Below are 18082 nucleotides of genomic sequence, written 5' to 3' on the forward strand. Positions count from 1 at the left end.
TGCTATGTCTGAGTACCTGGCTCCCGGTGTCTTCGTCGAGGAAGTGTCGTTCCGCGCGAAATCGATCGAGGGCGTGAGCACCACCACCACCGGCTTCGTCGGTCCGACCCGTTACGGGCCGCTCAACATCGATCCGGAAATCGTCACCAGTCTGGTCGAGTTCGAACGCACCTACGGCGGCCGCGACAAGCTGGTGTTCGATTCCTCGGTCGAAATCGACAATTACATGTGGCACGGCGTGCGCGCGTTCTTCGAAGAAGGCGGCAAGCGCATCTACATCAGCCGCGTGTTCACCCCGCTCGACCCCACCGACACGCGCCCGGGCTGCGCCCGCGGCGGCCTGCCCGGCAGTCCCTCGTCGATGATGGTGTTCGCGCGTTTCCCCGGCCGCGCCGGCGATGCGCGGGTCAGCTTCGTGTTCAATGTCGGCCAGAGCCTGCTGTCGGATGTCGGCGGCGTCACTTTGGCCAATTCGCTGCAGGCGCGCGATGTGGTGTGGATCCGTCCGCGCGCCAGCGCGCCGTCGCCGGCGATCGAGGACGGCTATTACCTGGCGCTGTGGGACGCGGCTAGCGAGAGCTGGGCGTTCGTCTCCAGCGGCGAGGACATCACCAGCGCCGAGGCGCTCCTGACCGACTTGAGCGCGGCCGACTACGAACTGCGGGTGATCACCGCCACCGTGGTGGTGCAGCCGCTCAACGGCGGCGACACCTTCGTCGCTCCGGATCTGCCGCTCGACCCCAAGCATCAGCGCGCCGGCAGTCCCGATTCGCTGTTCGCCTATTTCGCCGAAAACCCGGCCAGTCAAAGCCGCGCGCGCACCCTGCCGATCGTGATCCGCGCCGACGATGTCGCCGCGATCGGCACCGGCACCGAGCTGCTCAACGCCTTCTTCGACGCTGACCCGAACGCCTCGACCTCGCCGCCGCTGGGCCTGCGCGCCGCATTGCAGATCAACGACAGCACCGCGGCCGAACGCAGCCTGGCGATCCTGCTCAGCGACGGCAACGACGGCTCGCGCCCGACCGCCGACGCCTACGGCGGCGACGTCGACAGCGCCGACCGCAAGACCGGCCTGCGCCAGTTCGAAGATCTCGAAGACATCTCGATCGTCGCCGCGCCGGGTTCGACCTACGGCTACAGCGACAGCTACGCGCTGCAGGCGCCATCGATCGTGCGTTCATTGATCCGCCACGCCGAACGCATGAAGTACTGCATCGCGGTGCTCGACAGCGGCGACAACATGGCGATCAGCGAAGTGCGGGCGATGCGGGCGCAGCTCGATTCCAAGTACGCCGCGCTGTATTACCCGTGGGTGCGGGTGCTCGATCCATTGACCCAGCGCGAGGTGCATATGCCGCCGTCGGGGTTCGTCGCCGGCATCTATGCGCGCAACGACGTCAATCGCGCGGTGTACAAGGCGCCCGCGAACGAAGTCGTCAACCTGGCGCTTGGCTTCGAACGCTTCCTCAACAAGGCTCAGCAGGAAGTGCTCAACCCCGAGGGGATCAACTGCTTCCGCTATTTCGAAGGCCGCGGCATGCGCCTGTGGGGCGCGCGCACGATCAGCTCCGACCCGGAATGGAAGTACGTCAACCTGCGCCGCTATTTCGCCTATTTGGAGCGCTCGATCGACAAGGGCACCCAATGGGCGGTGTTCGAGCCCAACGGCGAGCAGTTGTGGGCCAACGTGCGCCGCACCATCGAGGACTTCCTGCTCAACGAGTGGCAGAACGGCGCCTTGCTCGGCGACAAGCCGGAGAAGTCGTTCTTCGTCAAGTGCGACCGCTCGACGATGTCACAGAACGACCTCGACAACGGCCGCCTGATCTGCCTGATCGGGGTCGCGCCGCTGCGTCCGGCCGAGTTCGTCATCTTCCGCATCGGCCAGTGGACGGCCGACCGCAAAGTCTGATCGGAGAGCAAGCACATGGCCACCCTTCGCGATCGCCCGTACGTGCAATTCAACTTCCTCGTCGACCTGGGCGACGGGGTCACCGACGGGCCGCAGGCCGGGTTTCAGGAACTCAGCGGCATCGGCATGGAAGTCACCGTGTCCGAATACCGCACCGGCAACGCCAAAGAAAACAGCGTGATGAAAATCACCGGCATGAACAAATCCACCGACGTGACGATGAAACGCGGCGTGATCGGTTCGCTCAACCTCTACCAGTGGCTCGACCAGATCCGCAACGGCGATCAGAAAGCCATGCGCACGGTCACCATCCATCTGCAGAACGAGGATCACACCCAGATCGTGCAGACCTGGAAGCTGTTGCGCGCGCGAATCATCAAGCACACCAGCGGCCCGTTCAACGCCAAGGGCACCGACGTGGCGATGGAAGAACTGGTGCTGGCCTACGAACGGCTGGAGATGGAGTAAGACCGTGACCACCGCGCGCCGGCTGCCGGGCATCCAGGTCGACGTGGCGCCGCCGCCCGCGGCGGACGCGTTGCCGCGCCTGGACGTGGCGGTGTTCGTCGGCTTCGCCGCGACCGGCCCGCTGCATCTGCCGGTGGCTGTGGAAAGCGTGGCCCAGTACGCGGCCGTGTTCGGCGCCGATGCGCCGCTGGCCTGGGACAGCGAACGCGGCGAACGCGTGTTCGCTCATCTCGGCCCGAGCGTGCGCGCGTTCTTCGCCAATGGCGGGCGTCGTTGCTGGGTGTTGCGGGTCGCGCGCAGCGCGGCCATGGAACGTGTGCGGCTGGGCGAGGACGCGCCGCTACCGAGCGCGATCGCGACCGCAAACCGCTACGCCCTGCCCGGCATGCTCGCGATCGATGTCACCGATGCGATCGCTCCTGCGATCGTCGCGGCACGTTGCGAGGGCTCGTGGTCGGATGGCTTGCGGGTCGACGCCGCGACCCAGCAGCGCGGTTTCGCGCTCGATTCGTGGTCGCTGATCGATTCGCCCTCGGCCCGTCGTTTCGCCTTTCTGACCCGGCAGCCGTTGAGCGTCGGCGACCTGCTGCGGTTCGACCAGGACCCGGCGATCCAGCTGTATGCACGGGTCGAACAGACCGCGGCGGGCACCACACCGGCCGCGCCTTACCGGGTCGAAGTGCGGGTGTTGGCGGCGTTCGAAGCGCTGATCGGCGACGGCTCGCCGGATGAAATCAGTGGCGATGCGCGCATCGCCGGGCTCGACGACGAACTGCCGGCGACCTTGCATTCGCCCAAGCAGCTCGCGGACGGCTGGGGGCCGGCCACTTTGAAACTGCAGGCGCCGCTGGCGCCGGAACAACTAAACCCCGGCGCGTGGCTGCGCTTCGCCGCCGGCGCACAGATCATCTGGCTACGCGTGGACGAACTCGATCGCGTCGCCGATCTGTCGATCAGCCCGGTCATCGACGACGCCATCGCGGTGCTGATCAAGGCGCAAGGCCCGGCCTGGCGCGAGCTCGATCCGGCCACGGCCTGGACCGGCCCGGTCGAGTCCGCGCACTGGCTGCAACTGGAACTGCGCGCGCTGAGCGCCGACGGCACGCAATCGCGCCTGCGTTCGCTCGCGCTCACGCCGCTGGGCAGCGGCCATTTCTGGCAACAGCAACGCGACCAGGACTACTACCGCCAGCGCGACGATCTGGCCTCGGTACCGCCGGCTGAACTGCAACGCTATCCGCTGGCGCCGGACGATGCGCCACGACCGTTGGCGTGGCTACCGCTTGGCGTGCAAGCAAACTTCGGCGCATCGGTCGGTCCACTGCCGCAAACCGCGGGCGCGCTCGAACGCGACGGCCTGGCCCGCTTCGATCGCGATCTGTTCCTCGATCCCGCGCTCGCCGCCGACAGCGTGCAGACCTTGATCGCGCATGCCGACGACATCCGCCTGATCCGTCCTTCGCCGCGGCCGCTGTACGGACTGCACGCGGTGTTCGGCATCAGCGCCGGCGGCTTGTTCAACGAGGCCAGCCTGTTGTCGCTGCCCGATGCGATCCATCTGGGCTGGCAGCGCCGGCTCGATCCGCCGGACGAGCCGACGCCCGCAACAACGCCGACAACGCCACCGCATTGGCGCGACCACCGCGGCGCTTGCCTGCTCGATCCGGCTTCGCAAGACGCCTTGTCGGCGCCGGATTTCAGCCGCTTCCTGGATTGCAGCACGCGCCTGATCGCCGCGCCGGTGCTCGATGGCCCGGACGCACCTGTATCGCCGGGTCGCTATCGACTCAGCTGGACCCAGAGCGAAGCCGGCGCACGCTATGCCTTGTTTGAGGCCGGACTGTCCGACTTCAGCGATCAGCGCGAAATCTACAACGGCGAGTTGAGCGAATACGTCGCGATCAGCGAACGCGAAGGCCGCTATTACTATCGCGTCGTGGCCCAAGTCGGCGGCGAATACAGCCTGCCCTCCAATCCGGTCACGGTGCGGGTGCGGGCCGACGAATGGGTGCTGCCGACCGCGGCCACCGTCGAAGCCGGCATGGAAGCCGAATGGCTGGCCGTGCATCGCGCCGCGCTGCGCCTGGGCGCGGCCTGCGGCGACCTGTTCGTGGTGCTGTCGATGCCGCGGCATTTCCGCACCGCGCAGGCGCTGCGCTACAGCCAGCGCCTGCGCGCGGTGCGCGGCGCCAGCGCGGCGATCGATCCGCTGGCGCTGGCCTTTGACGAAGCGCGCGCGCTCAGTTACGGCGCGCTGTACTTCCCCTGGCTGCAATCGGACGCCCGCAGCGGCGCGCTCGCGGCCGGTTCGCTCGGCGCACTCTCGCCGGGCGCGGCCGCGCAAGCCGGCGCTGATCGCGATCCGCAGCGCCGTCTGCGCGTGGTTCCGCCTGATGGTGTCGCCACCGGCGTGTTCGCCGCGCGCGCTTCGCAGCGCGGCGCCTGGATCGCCGCGGCCAACGAACCGATGCGCGATGTGGTCGCGCTGACCCCGCGCATCGCCGATGGCGACCGCGCCGCTCTGCAAGACGCGCAGATCAATCTGCTGCGCGACGATCCACGCGGCTTCTTCGCGCTGTCCGCCGACACCCTGGCGCTGGACGAAGAACTGCGCCCGATCAACGTGCGCCGCCTGCTGATCCTGTTGCGGCGCATGGCGCTGCGGCGCGGCAGCAGCTACGTGTTCGAACCCAACGGCCCGGTGCTGTGGCGCTCGGTGCAGCGCGGCTTCGATCTGCTGCTCGGTGATCTGTTCCAGCGCGGCGCGTTCGCCGGCGCCACCGCCGAGCAATCGTTCCGGGTGGTGACCGACGAAGGCGTCAATCCGCCGCAATCGGTCGAGTCCGGACGGTTCGTGGTCGAACTGCGGGTAGCGCCGTCGCTGCCGATGCGCTTCATCGCGGTGCGCCTGGCGCAAAGCGGCGAGCGCCTCACGGTCAAGGAGGAACTGTGACATGAGCGCGCAGCCCTACCCGTTCACCAATTTCAATTTCTCGGTCGAGATCAACCGCGGCAGCGACGCCAAGCCGCTGGCCAATGCCGCGTTCGCCGAATGCGATGGATTGGAGATGAGCATGGAGGTCAAGACCATCCGCCAGGGCGGCGACAACGGCCGGCAGATCCGCCTCAACGGCGCGGTCAGCTACGGCCAGCTCACGCTCAAGCGCGGCATGAGCGAGAACTTCGATCTGTGGGACTGGTTCCGCGACTCGGTCGCCGATCCGCGCCTGCGCGCCAACGCCGAGGTCGTGCTGCTCGCGCCCGACGGCAACACCGTGCGCGCGCGCTTCGTGCTGTCGCGCTGCGTGCCGGTCAAGCTCAAGGCGCCGGCGATGAACGCGCGCGACGGCCAGATCGCCATCGAGGAATTCCAGATGGCCTACGAAACCCTGGCGCTCAAGCGCCCGGGCGATCGCTGAGGCAGGGAGAACGCGCATGGCCCTGGAAAAAGCCCATCTGTACGAACTCGATCAGAGCTTCGCCAAGGAGAAGGACGGCGGGCGCAAGGTCGAGGTGCAGTTCAATCCGGAAACGCTGAAGGTCACCTTCGCCAACCAGATCGTGCAGCCGCAGGGCGGCGACCAGGCCGCGGGCAACGCCGGCCGCCAGTTCGTCGGCTCCGGCACCACCAAGCTCGCGCTGCAGCTGTGGTTCGACGTGACCGCGATGGAAAAGGACGCGGTCGACGACGTGCGCCGGCTGACCCAGCACGTCGTCTACTTCATGACCCCGCAACCGTCCGAGCAGGACCCGAAGAAGCTCGCGCCGCCCGGCGTGCGTTTCCACTGGGGCAGTTTCCTGTTCGACGGCATGGTCGAGGGCATGGAGGAAACCCTGGAGTTCTTCTCCCAGGACGGCAAGCCGCTGCGCTCGAGCATCACCATGACCTTGTCGCAGCAGAAGATTCTCGCCGCCGAATTCAAGGGCGAAGGCAAGGTGCCGAATCAGCCGGGACAGGCGCCGTTGAAGAGCGCCAAGCAAGGCGACTCGCTGCAATCGATGGCCGGCAAGAACGGCAAGGGCGATTGGCAGGGCATTGCGTCGGCGAACGGGATCGAGGATCCGTTGCGGATGCCTGCGGGGCAACTGGTCGATCTGAATCTCTCCGCTGGAGCTTCGATTGGCGGTGGGCTGAGTGGCGGCATCGGTAGCGGCTTGGATGTCGGGATTTCGGGTGGGGCTTCGGTTGGGGGTAGCGCGGGCTTCGGCGGCGGCGCGTCGATCGAAACTTCGGTTGGACTGAACGCTTCACTCGGCGGCAGCGCCAGCGGTTCGATCTCGTTCGGATGAAAGCTTTCGACGCGACACGACTTTCGATGAGGACACGGCGATGGGTGTGGTGATCAACGAATTCGAAGTGCTGAGCGATCCGCGCGGCAGCGACAAGAACGACGCGGGCGGCGTCGGCAAGAGCCAGGACGACGCGGCGCAGAAGCTTGATCCGCACGACCTCGAAGCCGCGCAGCGGCAGTTGCAGCGACGCGCGCTGCGGATCTGGGCGCACTAGTCACAAGGACAGGCAGGCTCCATGGCCGATAGCGGAACATCGCCGATCAAAGCTTCGCGACCCTCGGTGGAAATCGACGGCCGACGCCAGGACACGCTGACCAGTTCGTTGATGTCGTTGGACATCAGCGAATCGGAAGCGGGACTGGCGTGCTGCGAGCTGGTGTTCGGCAACTGGGGCGGAGCGGACACGCCCGGCTTCCAGCATTTCGGTCGCGACCTGCTGGAATTCGGCAAGCCGCTGACGATCAAGCTCGGCAACGCCAAGTTGTTCGAAGGCCGGATCTCGGCGATTTCGGCCAGCTACCCCGATGGCGGCACGCCGCAGATCGGCGTATGCGCCGAAGACCGATTGCAGGACCTGCGCATGACCCGGCGCACGCGCGGCTTCACCGACGCCAGCCTGGCCGACGTGGCGCGCAGCATCGCCGGCGATCATGGCCTGCAGGCGCAGGTCGACCTCAGCGGCGACAGTCACAAGCTGCTTGCGCAGGTCAATCAGAGCGACCTTGCGTTCCTGCGCGACCTCGCCCGCCACGAAGACGCGCAGATATGGGTCGAAGGCACCCAGCTCAAGGCGGTGCAGCGCGCGCGCCGCAACGGGCCTTCAGTGGAATTGTCGTGGGCCGGCCCGCTGCGCGAATTCGAAGTGCGCGCCGACCTCGCCCATCAACGCACTCAGTTGACCGGCGCCGGCTGGAGCGTGACCGACAAGCGCGCGGCCAAACACGACGCCGACGACGCGGCGATCCGCGCCGAACTCGGCGGCAAGGACAGCGGCGCGCAGACCTTGCAACGCGCGTTCGGCAAACGCGCCGACACCCTGGTCCACGCCTGCCCGCTGTCCGATGGCGAAGCGCGGGTGCTGGCCGAATCGAGTTTCCGGCATATGGCGCGGCGTTTCGTCGTCGGCCATGGCGTGGCCGAAACGCGCGACACCTTGCGGGTCGGCACGCGATTGACGATCAAGGGCATCGGCCCGCTGTTCGAAGGCGACTACACCGTGACCGAGGTGCAGATCCGCTTCGATCCCAAACTGGGCATGCGCACCGAGTTCTGGTGCGACCGCCCGATGATCGGACGGGGAGGCTGAGCGATGCGCATCGTCGACTTGCCCGCCTACGAGCAACTGCTGGACGAACGCCTGCCGATGGGCTGGGGCGGACGCTGGTATGGCGTGTTCGTGGCGCTGGTCGTCGACATCAAGGACCCGGACAACCAAGGTCGGGTCAAGGTCGCGTTGCCGTGGTCGCCCGATGCCGGTGGGCAACGTTTCGAAGCGTGGGCGCGGTTGGCGACGATGCTCGGCGGTAATAACCGCGGCAGTTGGTTCGTGCCGGATGTGGACGACGAAGTGTTGGTTGGTTTCGAACACGGCGATCCGTGCCGTCCGTGCGTGCTCGGCGGCCTGTGGAACGGCCGCGACAAACCGCCGGCCTCGATGGACGGCGCCGGCAAGAACTACAAGAAGGTGCTGCGCTCGCGCAACGGCGTGCAGATCACTCTCGACGATCAGGACGGCCGCGAACAACTGCTGCTGGAAACCCCGGGCGGCCAGACCTTCACCCTCAAGGACGGCCCCGGCGCGGTCGAGATCGCCGACAGCAACGGCAACTCGATCAAGCTCGAAACCGCCGGCATCACCATCACCGCCGCGGTCAAGGTCACCGTCAATGCCAGCCAGGTCGCGGTCAGCGCCGGCATGGTCACGGTGGATGCGGCGATGTCGAGTTTCTCCGGCGTGGTCAAGGCCGACACGGTCATCTGCAACAGCATCGTCAGCGCGTCGTACACGCCGGGCGCGGGGAATATCTGGTGAATACCGTCGATACCCGCACTCATTCCCCGTTCGCCCGCCGCATCGATGGCAGGAGGCCGCGATGAACCATCATCCGCTGCGCTGGCAAAGTCCGCAGCCGCTGTGGTCGCGTTTCGGCGACGACAGCGCGACGCCGTCGCCACAGCATCAGCAGGAACAATCGCGGCCGGCGATCCTGCGTTTCGCCAGCGACGAGTTCATGGAACAGTTGCTCGGCACCCTCGCCCACGATCCGGCCCGGATCGACCGACTGCTCGCGCGCGGCGAAACCTGGCGCAAGCCGATGGTCGACCCGCCCGATCTGGTCGAACGCGCGCCGCTGCCACAACTGGTGCGCAGTGCGCGGCGCAATGCGACCGCGAAAGCCGCGCAGCCGCGGATCGCGCCCGAGCCCGCCGATGCGCTGCCGCTGAAGCTGTATCAGCCCGCGCATCAACGTCATTACCTCGCCACCGCCAGTCTGGTCTGCGGCATCCACGGCCTGCCCGAACACGCGCTGGTGCGCGGCGGCGCGGAAGAGGTCGGCATGGTGCTGCGGCGCCTGTTGCCCCTGCCCGGCGGCGCGGCCGATGCGCTGCACGAGTTCGCTTACATCAAGGACGCGCAGGGCGCGCGCTGGCAGCGGTGCGACGAGGCCGGCTTCGTTCCCGGCGAAGAACGCCTGCCCGCGTTTTCGTTGAATTTCCTCGATCAGAACCAGCATCGGCGCAGCCTGTGGGCCGGCACGGTTCCGGTCGGCCGGCGCGAGGAATACCTCGGCGTTCGCGTCGATCCGAGCCCGGTCGAGACCTTCGCCACCGCGCAACGGCAACAACTCGATGCGGCCACGACCGCGGCAGCGCCGGCGTTGTCCAAGCTCGCGCGCATGTCGCAGTTCCAGATCGACGTCAGCGAACCGTGGAAGACCCTGATCCGTTCGGCCTACAAGCTGTCGACCGCGCCCGAGTCCACGCCGCAGATCGGCGACGAGAGCGAGCCGCCGGCCGATCGCGTCACCCGCGCGCTCAACTTCAATCTGCAACAGCAGAGCGCGTCGTGGCTGGTGCTGCTCGATTGCGCCGAGCATCTGAAGACCTACCTGCCCGACTTGTGGCAAGTGATCGTCGATAACGGCAACGGCTATGCGGCGCTGTCGGAGGCGCGCAAGAAGCTGTACGACTGGCTCGGCAAGCCGGTGATGAGCCCGGCGCTGATCACCGCGCTCGGCAGCGGCGGCGAGTATCCGGCGATGGCCTCGATGCGCGCCGCGCTCAAGGCGATCAGCGTCGACGGAGTGGGTGCCCGCCTGGAAGCGAGCACCGCGACCTACGCCACCGGTTCCAAGCCCGGCCAGGACACCCGCGGCCTGCCCGACTGGCCGCGTTTCCACTTCTGCCTGGCCGGCGTCGACACCGCGCTCGCCGCGACCGGGCCGTTTCTCGCGCTCGACGAACTCAACGGCTCGACGCCCGAGGTCGACGCCGATCCGCTCGCCGGCACCGTGCCGGGCCAGGATGTCGCGCGCAAGGTCGATCGCTTCACCGCGCTGTTCGCGCGCGCACTCGAAGCCACCACGGAAACCGACGCGCCGCCGGTGCCGTTCGCGTTGCAGGTCAAGAACGCGCTCGGCAATAACCTCGGCGCCAATCTCGGCGACGGCGGCTGGTTCGTGCTGCGCTTCGTGCATGCGCGCCGCGACTGCGGGCCGTTGCATCCGCCGCTGTTGTCGGCACCGACCCAGCGCTTCCGCCTCGCCGGCTTCTTCGATTCCGACGCACCCGCGCGGCCGATCCGCATTTCGCTGCCGACCGACACCAGCCCGGCCGGTTTGCGCAAGCATCAACGCAATACCGCGTTCGTGCTGTCGGACATGCTGTGCGGTCAGGTGCAGCGCGCCAAGGGCATGGGTCTGGTCGATCTGGTGCTGTCGGTGCTGCCGTGGCCGTTCCACAAGGATCTGCCGGCCGGCGACGGCGGGCCGTGTCAGAGCGGCGGCATCAACATCGGCATGATCTGCTCGATATCGATTCCGATCATCACCATCTGCGCGCTGATCCTGCTGATCATCATCGTCACCCTGTTCGATCTGATCTTCCGCTGGCTGCCGTACTTCGTCATCTGCTTCCCGGTGCCGGGCCTGAAAGGCAAGAAGGAGGCGTCATGAACGACAGCGTATTCGGACGCGGGTTCTCGTTTCCGCCGCGGGTCGGCGCGGACGGCGGCTTCGTGTGGTCGTCGGGCGAAACCAATATCCGCGAATCGATCGCGATCATCCTCAAGACCGAACCGGGCGAACGGGTCGGCCAGCCCGACTACGGCGCCGGACTCGCGCGGTTCCTGTTCGAACCCAACAACGCCGGCACCCATGCGCGCATGCGCGAGGCCATGCAGCGCGCGCTGGCGCGCTGGGAACGACGCATTCAAGTCGAAGACGTCGAGGTGATCGCGCATCCGAGCGAAGCCGAGACCGCGTTGGCGACGATCACCTACCGGCTGGTCGCCACCGCGTCGCGCGAGCGCATCAGCCTCGCCATTCCGCTGGCCGTGAACTGAGGCCGCCCCGATGCCGCTCGCACCCCCGCCCATCGACGATCGCCGCTACGCCCAACTGGTCGAGGACACGCTGGCGCGCGCGAGCGTGCATACGCCGGAGTGGACCAACTTCAACCAGAGCGACCCCGGCGTCACCCTGGTGCAGTTGTTCTCGTTCCTGACCGAGAACCTGCTGTACCGCGCCAACCTCACCCCCGAGCGCAATCGGCTCAAGTTCCTGCAGATGCTGCGCATTCCGCTGGCCAGCGCCTCGGCCGCGCAGGGCCTGATCGCGATCGACAACGCGCGCGGCGAAGCGCGGGTGGAAACCCTGCCGGCGGATCTGGAAGTGCGCGCCGGCGCGGTACCGTTCCGCACCCAGCTCGGCCTGGACGTGCTGCCGGTCGAGGCGCGGGTGTACTTCAAGCGGCGGATCGAAGATCCCTCGCAGGAACTGCTCGATTACTACCGATTGCTGTACGCGTCGTATCAACTGCCGTTCCCGGGCGAAGGCAACGTGCAGCTGTACAAGACCCTGGCGCTGGATCGCAAGGTCGTCGACAGCGTCGATCTCAATGCCGACACCGTCGACCGTTCGCTGTGGATCGCGCTGCTCGCGCGCGCCAACGACACGCCCGGCGATCCCGACGATCCGTGGAAGCACCTGCGCGATCAGCTCGGCGGCCGCACCTTGACCCTCGGCCTGGTGCCGGCGCTGGACGCGACCAGCGCGCAGCTGTTGCCGGCCGGCAACGCGCAAAGCCGAAACCTGCTGCGCTTCGAATTGCCGAACGTGCCCGCCGATGGCCGGGTGCCGCGCGATGGCGACGACCGGCCCGCGCCGGCGTATCGGCAACTCGAACCGCGCACCGATGTAGATCTGCTGTCGGTGCCCGGCGTGGTCCAGTTGAGTCTGCCCGCGGCCGATCAGTTGCGGGTGTGGCGCGACATCGATCCGCTCGAAGGCGGCGTCGGCGCGATGCCGCCGAGCCTGGACGATCCGGCGCTCGCCGCGCGCGCGATCACCTGGCTGCGCATCTCCGCCGACGGCGCGGCGCAGGCGCGCTTGCGCTGGGCCGGCATCAACGCCACCCCGATCCGGCAGATCCAGCGCATCGCCGCCGAGCCGCTGGCCGACGGCGACGGCCGCCCCGATCAACTGCGGCGGTTGTCGCGTCGTCCGGTATTGCGCGGCTCGGTCAACGTGCTGACCCGGCTGGGCGACGGCAGCGCGCAACGCTGGAACGAGATCGACGATCTCGCCGCGGCCGCGCCGGAAGTGCCGATCGCCGATCCGCGCAGCAGTGCGCGCGATTCCGCCTGCGCTACGCCCGGCCCGACCGAGGTGTTCGAACTCGATCCGGAAGCCGGCGAACTGCGCTTCGGCGACGGCCTGCGCGGACGCCGTCTGCCGCTGGGCGCGCGGGTGTTCGCCTCGTACGAATTCTGCCTGGGCGCGCAAGGCAACGTCGCCGAAGCGGCGATCGACAACGCGCCGCAACTGCCATCGGGCTTCGCCGTCGCCAACCCGGTGCGGACCTGGGGCGGCGCGGATGCCGAAAGCACCGACAGCGGCGAGAAACAAGTGCGCCGTTATCTGCAGCATCGCGACCGCATGGTCAGCGTCGACGATTTCGAATCGATCGCGTGCCGCGCGCCCGGCGTGCAGATCGGCCGGATCGAAGTGCTGCCGGCGTTCCATCCCGATCTGGCCCCGAACGAGCCGGGTTCGGCGCCGGGCGTGGTCACCGTGCTGGCGATTCCGCGCCACGACCCCGGCCAGCCCGATGCGCCGCGCGCGGATCGTCCGTTCCTCAACGCGTTGTGCCGGCATCTGGACCCGCGCCGTCTGGTCACCACCGAACTGGTCGTGCGCGGCGCCGATTACAAGGGCGTGTGGATTTCGGTTGGCATCGAAGCCGCCGCCGGTTACGCGATCGCGCAAGTGGTCGACGATGTGAAACGCCGACTGCGCGACGCGCTCGCGCCGATCGGCCCGGCCGGGGCGATGCCGCGCGAGGCCGCATTGTTCGCCCCGCGCACCGCCGACCCCGCGCGCGGCTGGCCGCTGCGCACCGCGGTCGCGAGCCGGGTGCTGCTGGCCGAAGTTGCGCGCGTGTCCGGGGTGACCTCGGTCGCCGATGTGCTGTTGGCCGAAGGCGAACGCAGCGCCAGCGATGTGATCGAAATGAGCGGCCTGCAGCTGCCGCGCATTCTCGGCATCTCGGTGGTGGTCGGCGATCCCTTGCCGATCGACGCGCTGCGCGGCGGCGGCAACAGCGGCAGCGGCGGCGGTGGATCCAGCGGCAGCACCAGGCCGGTGCTGCCGGTGCCGATCGTGCCGGAGACCTGCTGATGAACGTCAACGGCGCGCGCTTCCAGATGCTGTTCGGCCGCGACGACTGGTCGCGTTGCCGCGGCAGCGACGCGCAGCCGTTGGCGCTGTGGTGGGATGCGCTGGTCAGCCCCATGCCGCTGCCACCGGCGGATCTGCCGGGTTGGGACGAAACCCGCTCGGAAATTTCCCTGCAGCCGCAATTGATCGAACTTCCCGCCACCTCGGGCGAACTGCGCCTGACCCTGGACGCGCGCCGTGGCGCCAGCGCCGATCGCAACGGCAATGTCTATCGCATCGCCGACGATGCGCGCTCGCTGCTCGTGACCTCCTCGGGCAGCGGCAACGAAAGCGCGTTCTGGCCGGCGCAACCGGCCGACTGCGGCACTCAGCGCGGCGAACTGCGCTTGGCGTTCGAAATCGCGCAGGCGCCGCGCGAGCCGCTCGCCGAACGTTATCTCGCCTTGACCACGACCCAGGACGACTACCTGGTGATCGCCTTCGCCCGCGGCACGCTGCGCGGCTTGATGAGTTTCGACCTGATCTCCGGCGGCCCGCCGCTGCAGACCCAATGGCCCGACGCGGTGCCGTTCGAACCGTTCGCGATGTGCATGCGTCATGGCGGCGGCGCCTGGGTGCTCGACCGCGCGCACCGGCAGCTGTGGGAACTCGACTGCACCCTGGCCGTGATCAACGCCGGCCACGGCATGATCGAAGTCGCGCCGGCGCAGGTCGACGATTTCCAGCCGCTGTCCGGGCCGCCGCGCGAGCAAGCGGCGCAAGGTTTCCCCGGCGGCCTCGATCTGGCCAAGACCGCGGTTGCGCTGCTTGACCCGATCGCGATCCAGTCGCACGGCGAAGGCCGGGTGATGGTGCTCAATCGCGATCTCGCTCAGCAGCGCTCGCAGGTCGTGCGCCTGCAGCGCGACGGCGACGGTTGGGGCGTGGATGCCTCGCAATGGCTCGACGCCCTGCCCGCGCTCGCCCACGACATGGTCTACGCCGCGGGCCTGGGGCAAGGCGGCGGCGGCGACGACGCGCGTTTGTTTATCGCCAGCGAAATCGGCAATCAGGTGCATGGGTTCGAAGTGATCGACCACGGCGGCCGCTTCAGCCTGCGCGCGCCGGCCGAACTGTATCCGTTGCGCCGCTACGGCGGCCGCGCCCTGGTCGCGGTGACCGGCAAGGCGCACTACGACTGCGGCATCGCGCAACCGCGCTGGACCCCGGTGGTGCAGCAGCATCGCCAGCGCTTCGCCGCGCAGGCGGTGCTGGTGACGCCGGTGTTCGACGCCGACGAACTCGGCACGGTCTGGGACAAACTGCTGTTCGACGGCAGCGTGCCGCCCGATTGCGAGGTCGAGATCGAAAGCCGCGCCGGCGACGAGCTCAGCGGCTGGTTCGACGGTCAATCGCAACCGGCCGACGACGCGCAGGTGATCGGCGGCTGGCAACGTGAACCGCAACCGCGCCTGCGCGGCGACGGCCCGGAACTGCCGTGGCTGCGCCGCGAGGCCGCGCGCGCGACCCGCCGCGAAGCCGGCGCCGGCACCTGGGAACTGCTGCTGCAACACGCGCGCGGCCGCTATCTGCAACTGCGGCTGACCCTGCGCAGCCGCAACGGCACCACCGCGCCGCGCCTGCGCGCGCTGCGGCTGTGGGCGCCGCGCTTCTCCTACCCGCAACGATTCCTGCCCGCGGTGTACCGCGAAGACGTGGACAACGGCGATTTCCTCGAGCGCTGGCTGGCCAATTGCGAAAGCAGCCTGACCCAGATCGAGGACCGCATCGTCAATGTCGAATCGCTGTTCGACGCGCGCAGCGTCCCACAGGACGCGCTGCCGTGGCTGGCCGGCTGGTTCGATTTGGCCCTGGATCCGTCCTGGGACGAACGCCGGCATCGCCTGCTGGTTCAGCACGCGATGGATTTCTTCCGCTGGCGTGGCACCGTGCATGGCCTGCGCATCGCCTTGTCGCTGGCGTTCGAAAGCGACTTCGATCCGATCGTGTTCGACGGCCCGCGCGCGCAGGACGAAGGCGCAGGACGCATCCGCATCGTCGAGTCGTATCAGACCCGACTGGTCGAAACCTTGGTCGCGCAGGCCTTGCTGCCGGCGCAGATCGGTCTCGATCAGGACGCCGGCCCGCGCAACGTGCAGCGCGGCCGCTTGTGGACGCCGTCCGAAGGCAATGCCGGGCTCGCCGATCGCTATGCGGCCTGGCAGCAGCGCACGGCCACGCCCCTGCAACAGATCACGCCGTTCTCGCTGGCGCCGCCAAGCGACAGCGATGCGGCGCAAGACTGGCGCGCCTTCGCCAGCGCCGAACTGGGCTTCGTGCCCGTCGTCGGCGCGTCCGAACGCGCGCGCTGGCAATCGTTCCTGCAGGCGCGCTACGTCCAGATCGACGCCTTGAACCGCGCTCACATCAGCGCCTGGATCGGCTTCGACGATGTCTTGCTGCCGGCCGCGCCGCCGAGCGTGCAGGCCGCAATCGACGATTGGCGCGACTACTGCGAGCGCAGCGCGGGTTCGCGCGAGCGCAAGCTGTGGCAGGACTTCCTCGCCCGCCGCTATCGCCGGATCGAACGCCTGCGCGCCGCGCACGCCAATGCCTGGGCCGATTTCGAACAAGTACCGCTGCCCGATCACCTGCCGGCGAGTTTCGCCGCGCAGACCGACTGGCTGCAGTTCGAACGCCAGTTGCTGGCGATGCATCGCACCGCGCACCGCTTTTCGGTGCTGCTGCCGGTCGCCAGCGTGATCGCCGATCCCTATGCGCTGGAACAACGCTTGGGCCTGGCGCGGCGCATCGTCGAACTGGAAAAACCCGCGCACACCGTGTTCGACGTGCGCTTCTACTGGGCCTTCAACCGCGTCGGCGAAGCGCGGCTGGGGCTCGATACACAGTTGGGTGCCGGCAGCCGCGCGAGCGAGCTGATCCCCGATGCCGTGGTGGGCCGTGCCTACCTCGGCGCCAGTTTCGTCGGCGGTCGCGCGCGCCTGTCAGGCCGCGACCGGCTGTCGCTCGAATGCTGAGCGCTAAAGATTCCAGGAGTTGAACCATGGGCTGCTGCAACGAACCGGTGACCACTCTGACGGGCCTGCCCGCGGACCCCGCACAGCACGTCAACTACGAGCGCGGCATGGTGCTCGGCGTCGACGACTTCAAACAGGAGTTCGCCTATCTGGCCGGACGCGACCGATGGCTGGCGCGCGACGCGCTCGGCTACGGCACGCTCAGCGGCCTGCGCGTGTACCTGGAGGACGATGGCAGCGACGGCCCGCGCCTGCACGTGAGCGCGGGTTCCGCGCTGTCGCCGGGCGGTCGCTTGATCTGCGTGCCGGCCGACCAGTGCGCGCTGATCAACCGCTGGCTGGCCAAGGCCGACAACGCGGCGATGGTCGCGCGCATGCTCGATCCCACCCTGCCGCCGAACTCGCCGCCGGTGGTGACCGCCGGCGCGATCTCGCTGTACCTGAGCCTGTGTTACGCCGATTGCCAGACCCGGCCGGTGCCGATTCCCGGCGAACCCTGTCGCTCCGAGGACGAGCTGATGAAGCCCTCGCGCGTGGCCGACGATTTCCGTCTGGAACTGCGCGAACACCCGCCGGTGCAGGTCGAAGAAGACGCCTTGCGCGATTTCGTCCAGTGGCTGCGCGGCAACATCAACGTGATCGACACCAGCCCGCCGCTGTCGCCCGATCCGAACGCATGGCGGATCGCGTTGCGCAGCGCGGTGCAACCGTGGATCGACGCGCAGACCGCGTCGCCGCCGCTGTCGCCGCCGGCCAGCGCGCAGAGCCTGGGCGATTATCTGTTCGACCTGGGTTCGCCCGGCCTGGACATCGCGCGCGAGCAGCAATGCGAGTTCCTGCGCGTCGCCTTCGGTTTCTGGATCAGCGAACTGCGTCCGCTGTGGATGGCGATGCGCTGCCATGGCCCGCAGTACCCCGACAGCGACTGCGTGTTCCTCGCTTCGTTGACCATGCAGGTCAGCTGGATCGGCGGCTCGCCCAGCGGCGTGTGGCAGGTCGACGGCAGTCCGGCCAGTCTGCAGCTCGACGAAAGCGCGCGGCCCTATTTGATCCATCAGCGGATGCTGCAGGAATGGGCGCTGTGCGGCTGCGATTGCGCCGGCAGCGACGACGCCTTCGGCGGGCCGATGGCGCTGATGCAGGCGTCTTCGGAAGGTTCGTTCGAAGGCCTCGCGCTGGATCCGCCGCCGCTGCCGCCGCCGGTGCAGTTCCTCGAACAGGACGGCGTGCTCGAAGGCCAGCCGCGGATCGTGATCGGACGCGGCGGCGGCAAGGCCGCGCTGACCCTGCCGCCGTCGACGCCGGCCAACGCCGGCCGCCAGGTGGTGGTCAAGAACGCCGACCTGACCAGTCTGATCCTGCAACCCGACGCGCAGTCCGGCGACGGCATCGACGGCCTGGCCGAATTGTCGGTCAAGAAGAAGAAAGCCATCACCCTGATCGCCGACGGCGCCGGGCAGTGGCATTCGATCGCGACAGCGTGAGGCGGC

13 protein-coding genes are annotated in these 18082 nt (G+C 68.2%); all 13 read left to right on the forward strand.

Annotated features, from left to right (window positions below; translation table 11 throughout):
• Window positions 1-4: 4 nt before the first annotated feature.
• The 13 genes from ASD86_RS19600 (at window position 5) to ASD86_RS19655 (ending at window position 18076) form a co-directional block, all read left to right on the forward strand.
• Window positions 5-1915, forward strand: coding sequence for a phage tail sheath subtilisin-like domain-containing protein (locus tag ASD86_RS19600; protein WP_056114537.1), 1911 nt, complete (start codon window positions 5-7; stop codon window positions 1913-1915).
• Window positions 1916-1930: 15 nt separating this feature from the next.
• Complete coding sequence (locus ASD86_RS19605; protein WP_036107371.1) at window positions 1931-2383, forward strand: phage tail protein; 453 nt, start codon at window positions 1931-1933, stop codon at window positions 2381-2383.
• A gap of 4 nt (window positions 2384-2387) precedes the next feature.
• Entirely contained in the window at window positions 2388-5336 is a 2949-nt protein-coding gene (locus ASD86_RS19610; protein ID WP_056114541.1) for a hypothetical protein, read from the forward strand.
• 1 nt (window position 5337) lies between these two features.
• The gene (locus ASD86_RS19615; protein WP_056114544.1) at window positions 5338-5802 is read left to right on the forward strand and encodes a phage tail protein; all 465 of its coding nucleotides are present in this window, start codon (window positions 5338-5340) and stop codon (window positions 5800-5802) included.
• Window positions 5803-5818: 16 nt separating this feature from the next.
• On the forward strand, window positions 5819-6673 hold the full coding sequence (locus ASD86_RS19620) for a LysM peptidoglycan-binding domain-containing protein (RefSeq protein WP_200957272.1): 855 nt from the start codon (window positions 5819-5821) through the stop codon (window positions 6671-6673).
• Window positions 6674-6713: 40 nt separating this feature from the next.
• Window positions 6714-6890: a hypothetical protein gene (locus tag ASD86_RS26970; protein ID WP_157476881.1), complete on the forward strand. Its 177-nt coding sequence runs from the start codon at window positions 6714-6716 to the stop codon at window positions 6888-6890.
• A gap of 21 nt (window positions 6891-6911) precedes the next feature.
• Window positions 6912-7982, forward strand: a complete 1071-nt coding sequence (locus tag ASD86_RS19625; protein ID WP_056114547.1) for a contractile injection system protein, VgrG/Pvc8 family — start codon at window positions 6912-6914, stop codon at window positions 7980-7982.
• Window positions 7983-7985: 3 nt separating this feature from the next.
• Window positions 7986-8708 carry a phage baseplate assembly protein V gene (locus ASD86_RS19630; RefSeq protein WP_056114551.1) on the forward strand — a complete coding sequence of 241 codons (723 nt, stop codon included), beginning with the start codon at window positions 7986-7988 and terminating at the stop codon, window positions 8706-8708.
• Window positions 8709-8769: 61 nt separating this feature from the next.
• Window positions 8770-10851, forward strand: coding sequence for a hypothetical protein (locus tag ASD86_RS19635; RefSeq protein ID WP_056114554.1), 2082 nt, complete (start codon window positions 8770-8772; stop codon window positions 10849-10851).
• Window positions 10848-11240, forward strand: coding sequence for a GPW/gp25 family protein (locus ASD86_RS19640; protein ID WP_056114557.1), 393 nt, complete (start codon window positions 10848-10850; stop codon window positions 11238-11240). The genes ASD86_RS19635 and ASD86_RS19640 overlap by 4 nt, the downstream gene beginning before the upstream one ends.
• A gap of 10 nt (window positions 11241-11250) precedes the next feature.
• On the forward strand, window positions 11251-13575 hold the full coding sequence (locus ASD86_RS19645; protein ID WP_056114560.1) for a baseplate J/gp47 family protein: 2325 nt from the start codon (window positions 11251-11253) through the stop codon (window positions 13573-13575).
• Entirely contained in the window at window positions 13575-16592 is a 3018-nt protein-coding gene (locus tag ASD86_RS19650) for a phage tail protein (protein WP_056114563.1), read from the forward strand. The genes ASD86_RS19645 and ASD86_RS19650 overlap by 1 nt, the downstream gene beginning before the upstream one ends.
• 26 nt (window positions 16593-16618) lie before the next feature.
• Entirely contained in the window at window positions 16619-18076 is a 1458-nt protein-coding gene (locus ASD86_RS19655; protein ID WP_056114566.1) for a hypothetical protein, read from the forward strand.
• Window positions 18077-18082 lie beyond the last annotated feature (6 nt).

Origin of the sequence: Lysobacter sp. Root690, assembly GCF_001427785.1 — a bacterium.
Classification (GTDB): Bacteria; Pseudomonadota; Gammaproteobacteria; order Xanthomonadales; family Xanthomonadaceae; genus Lysobacter.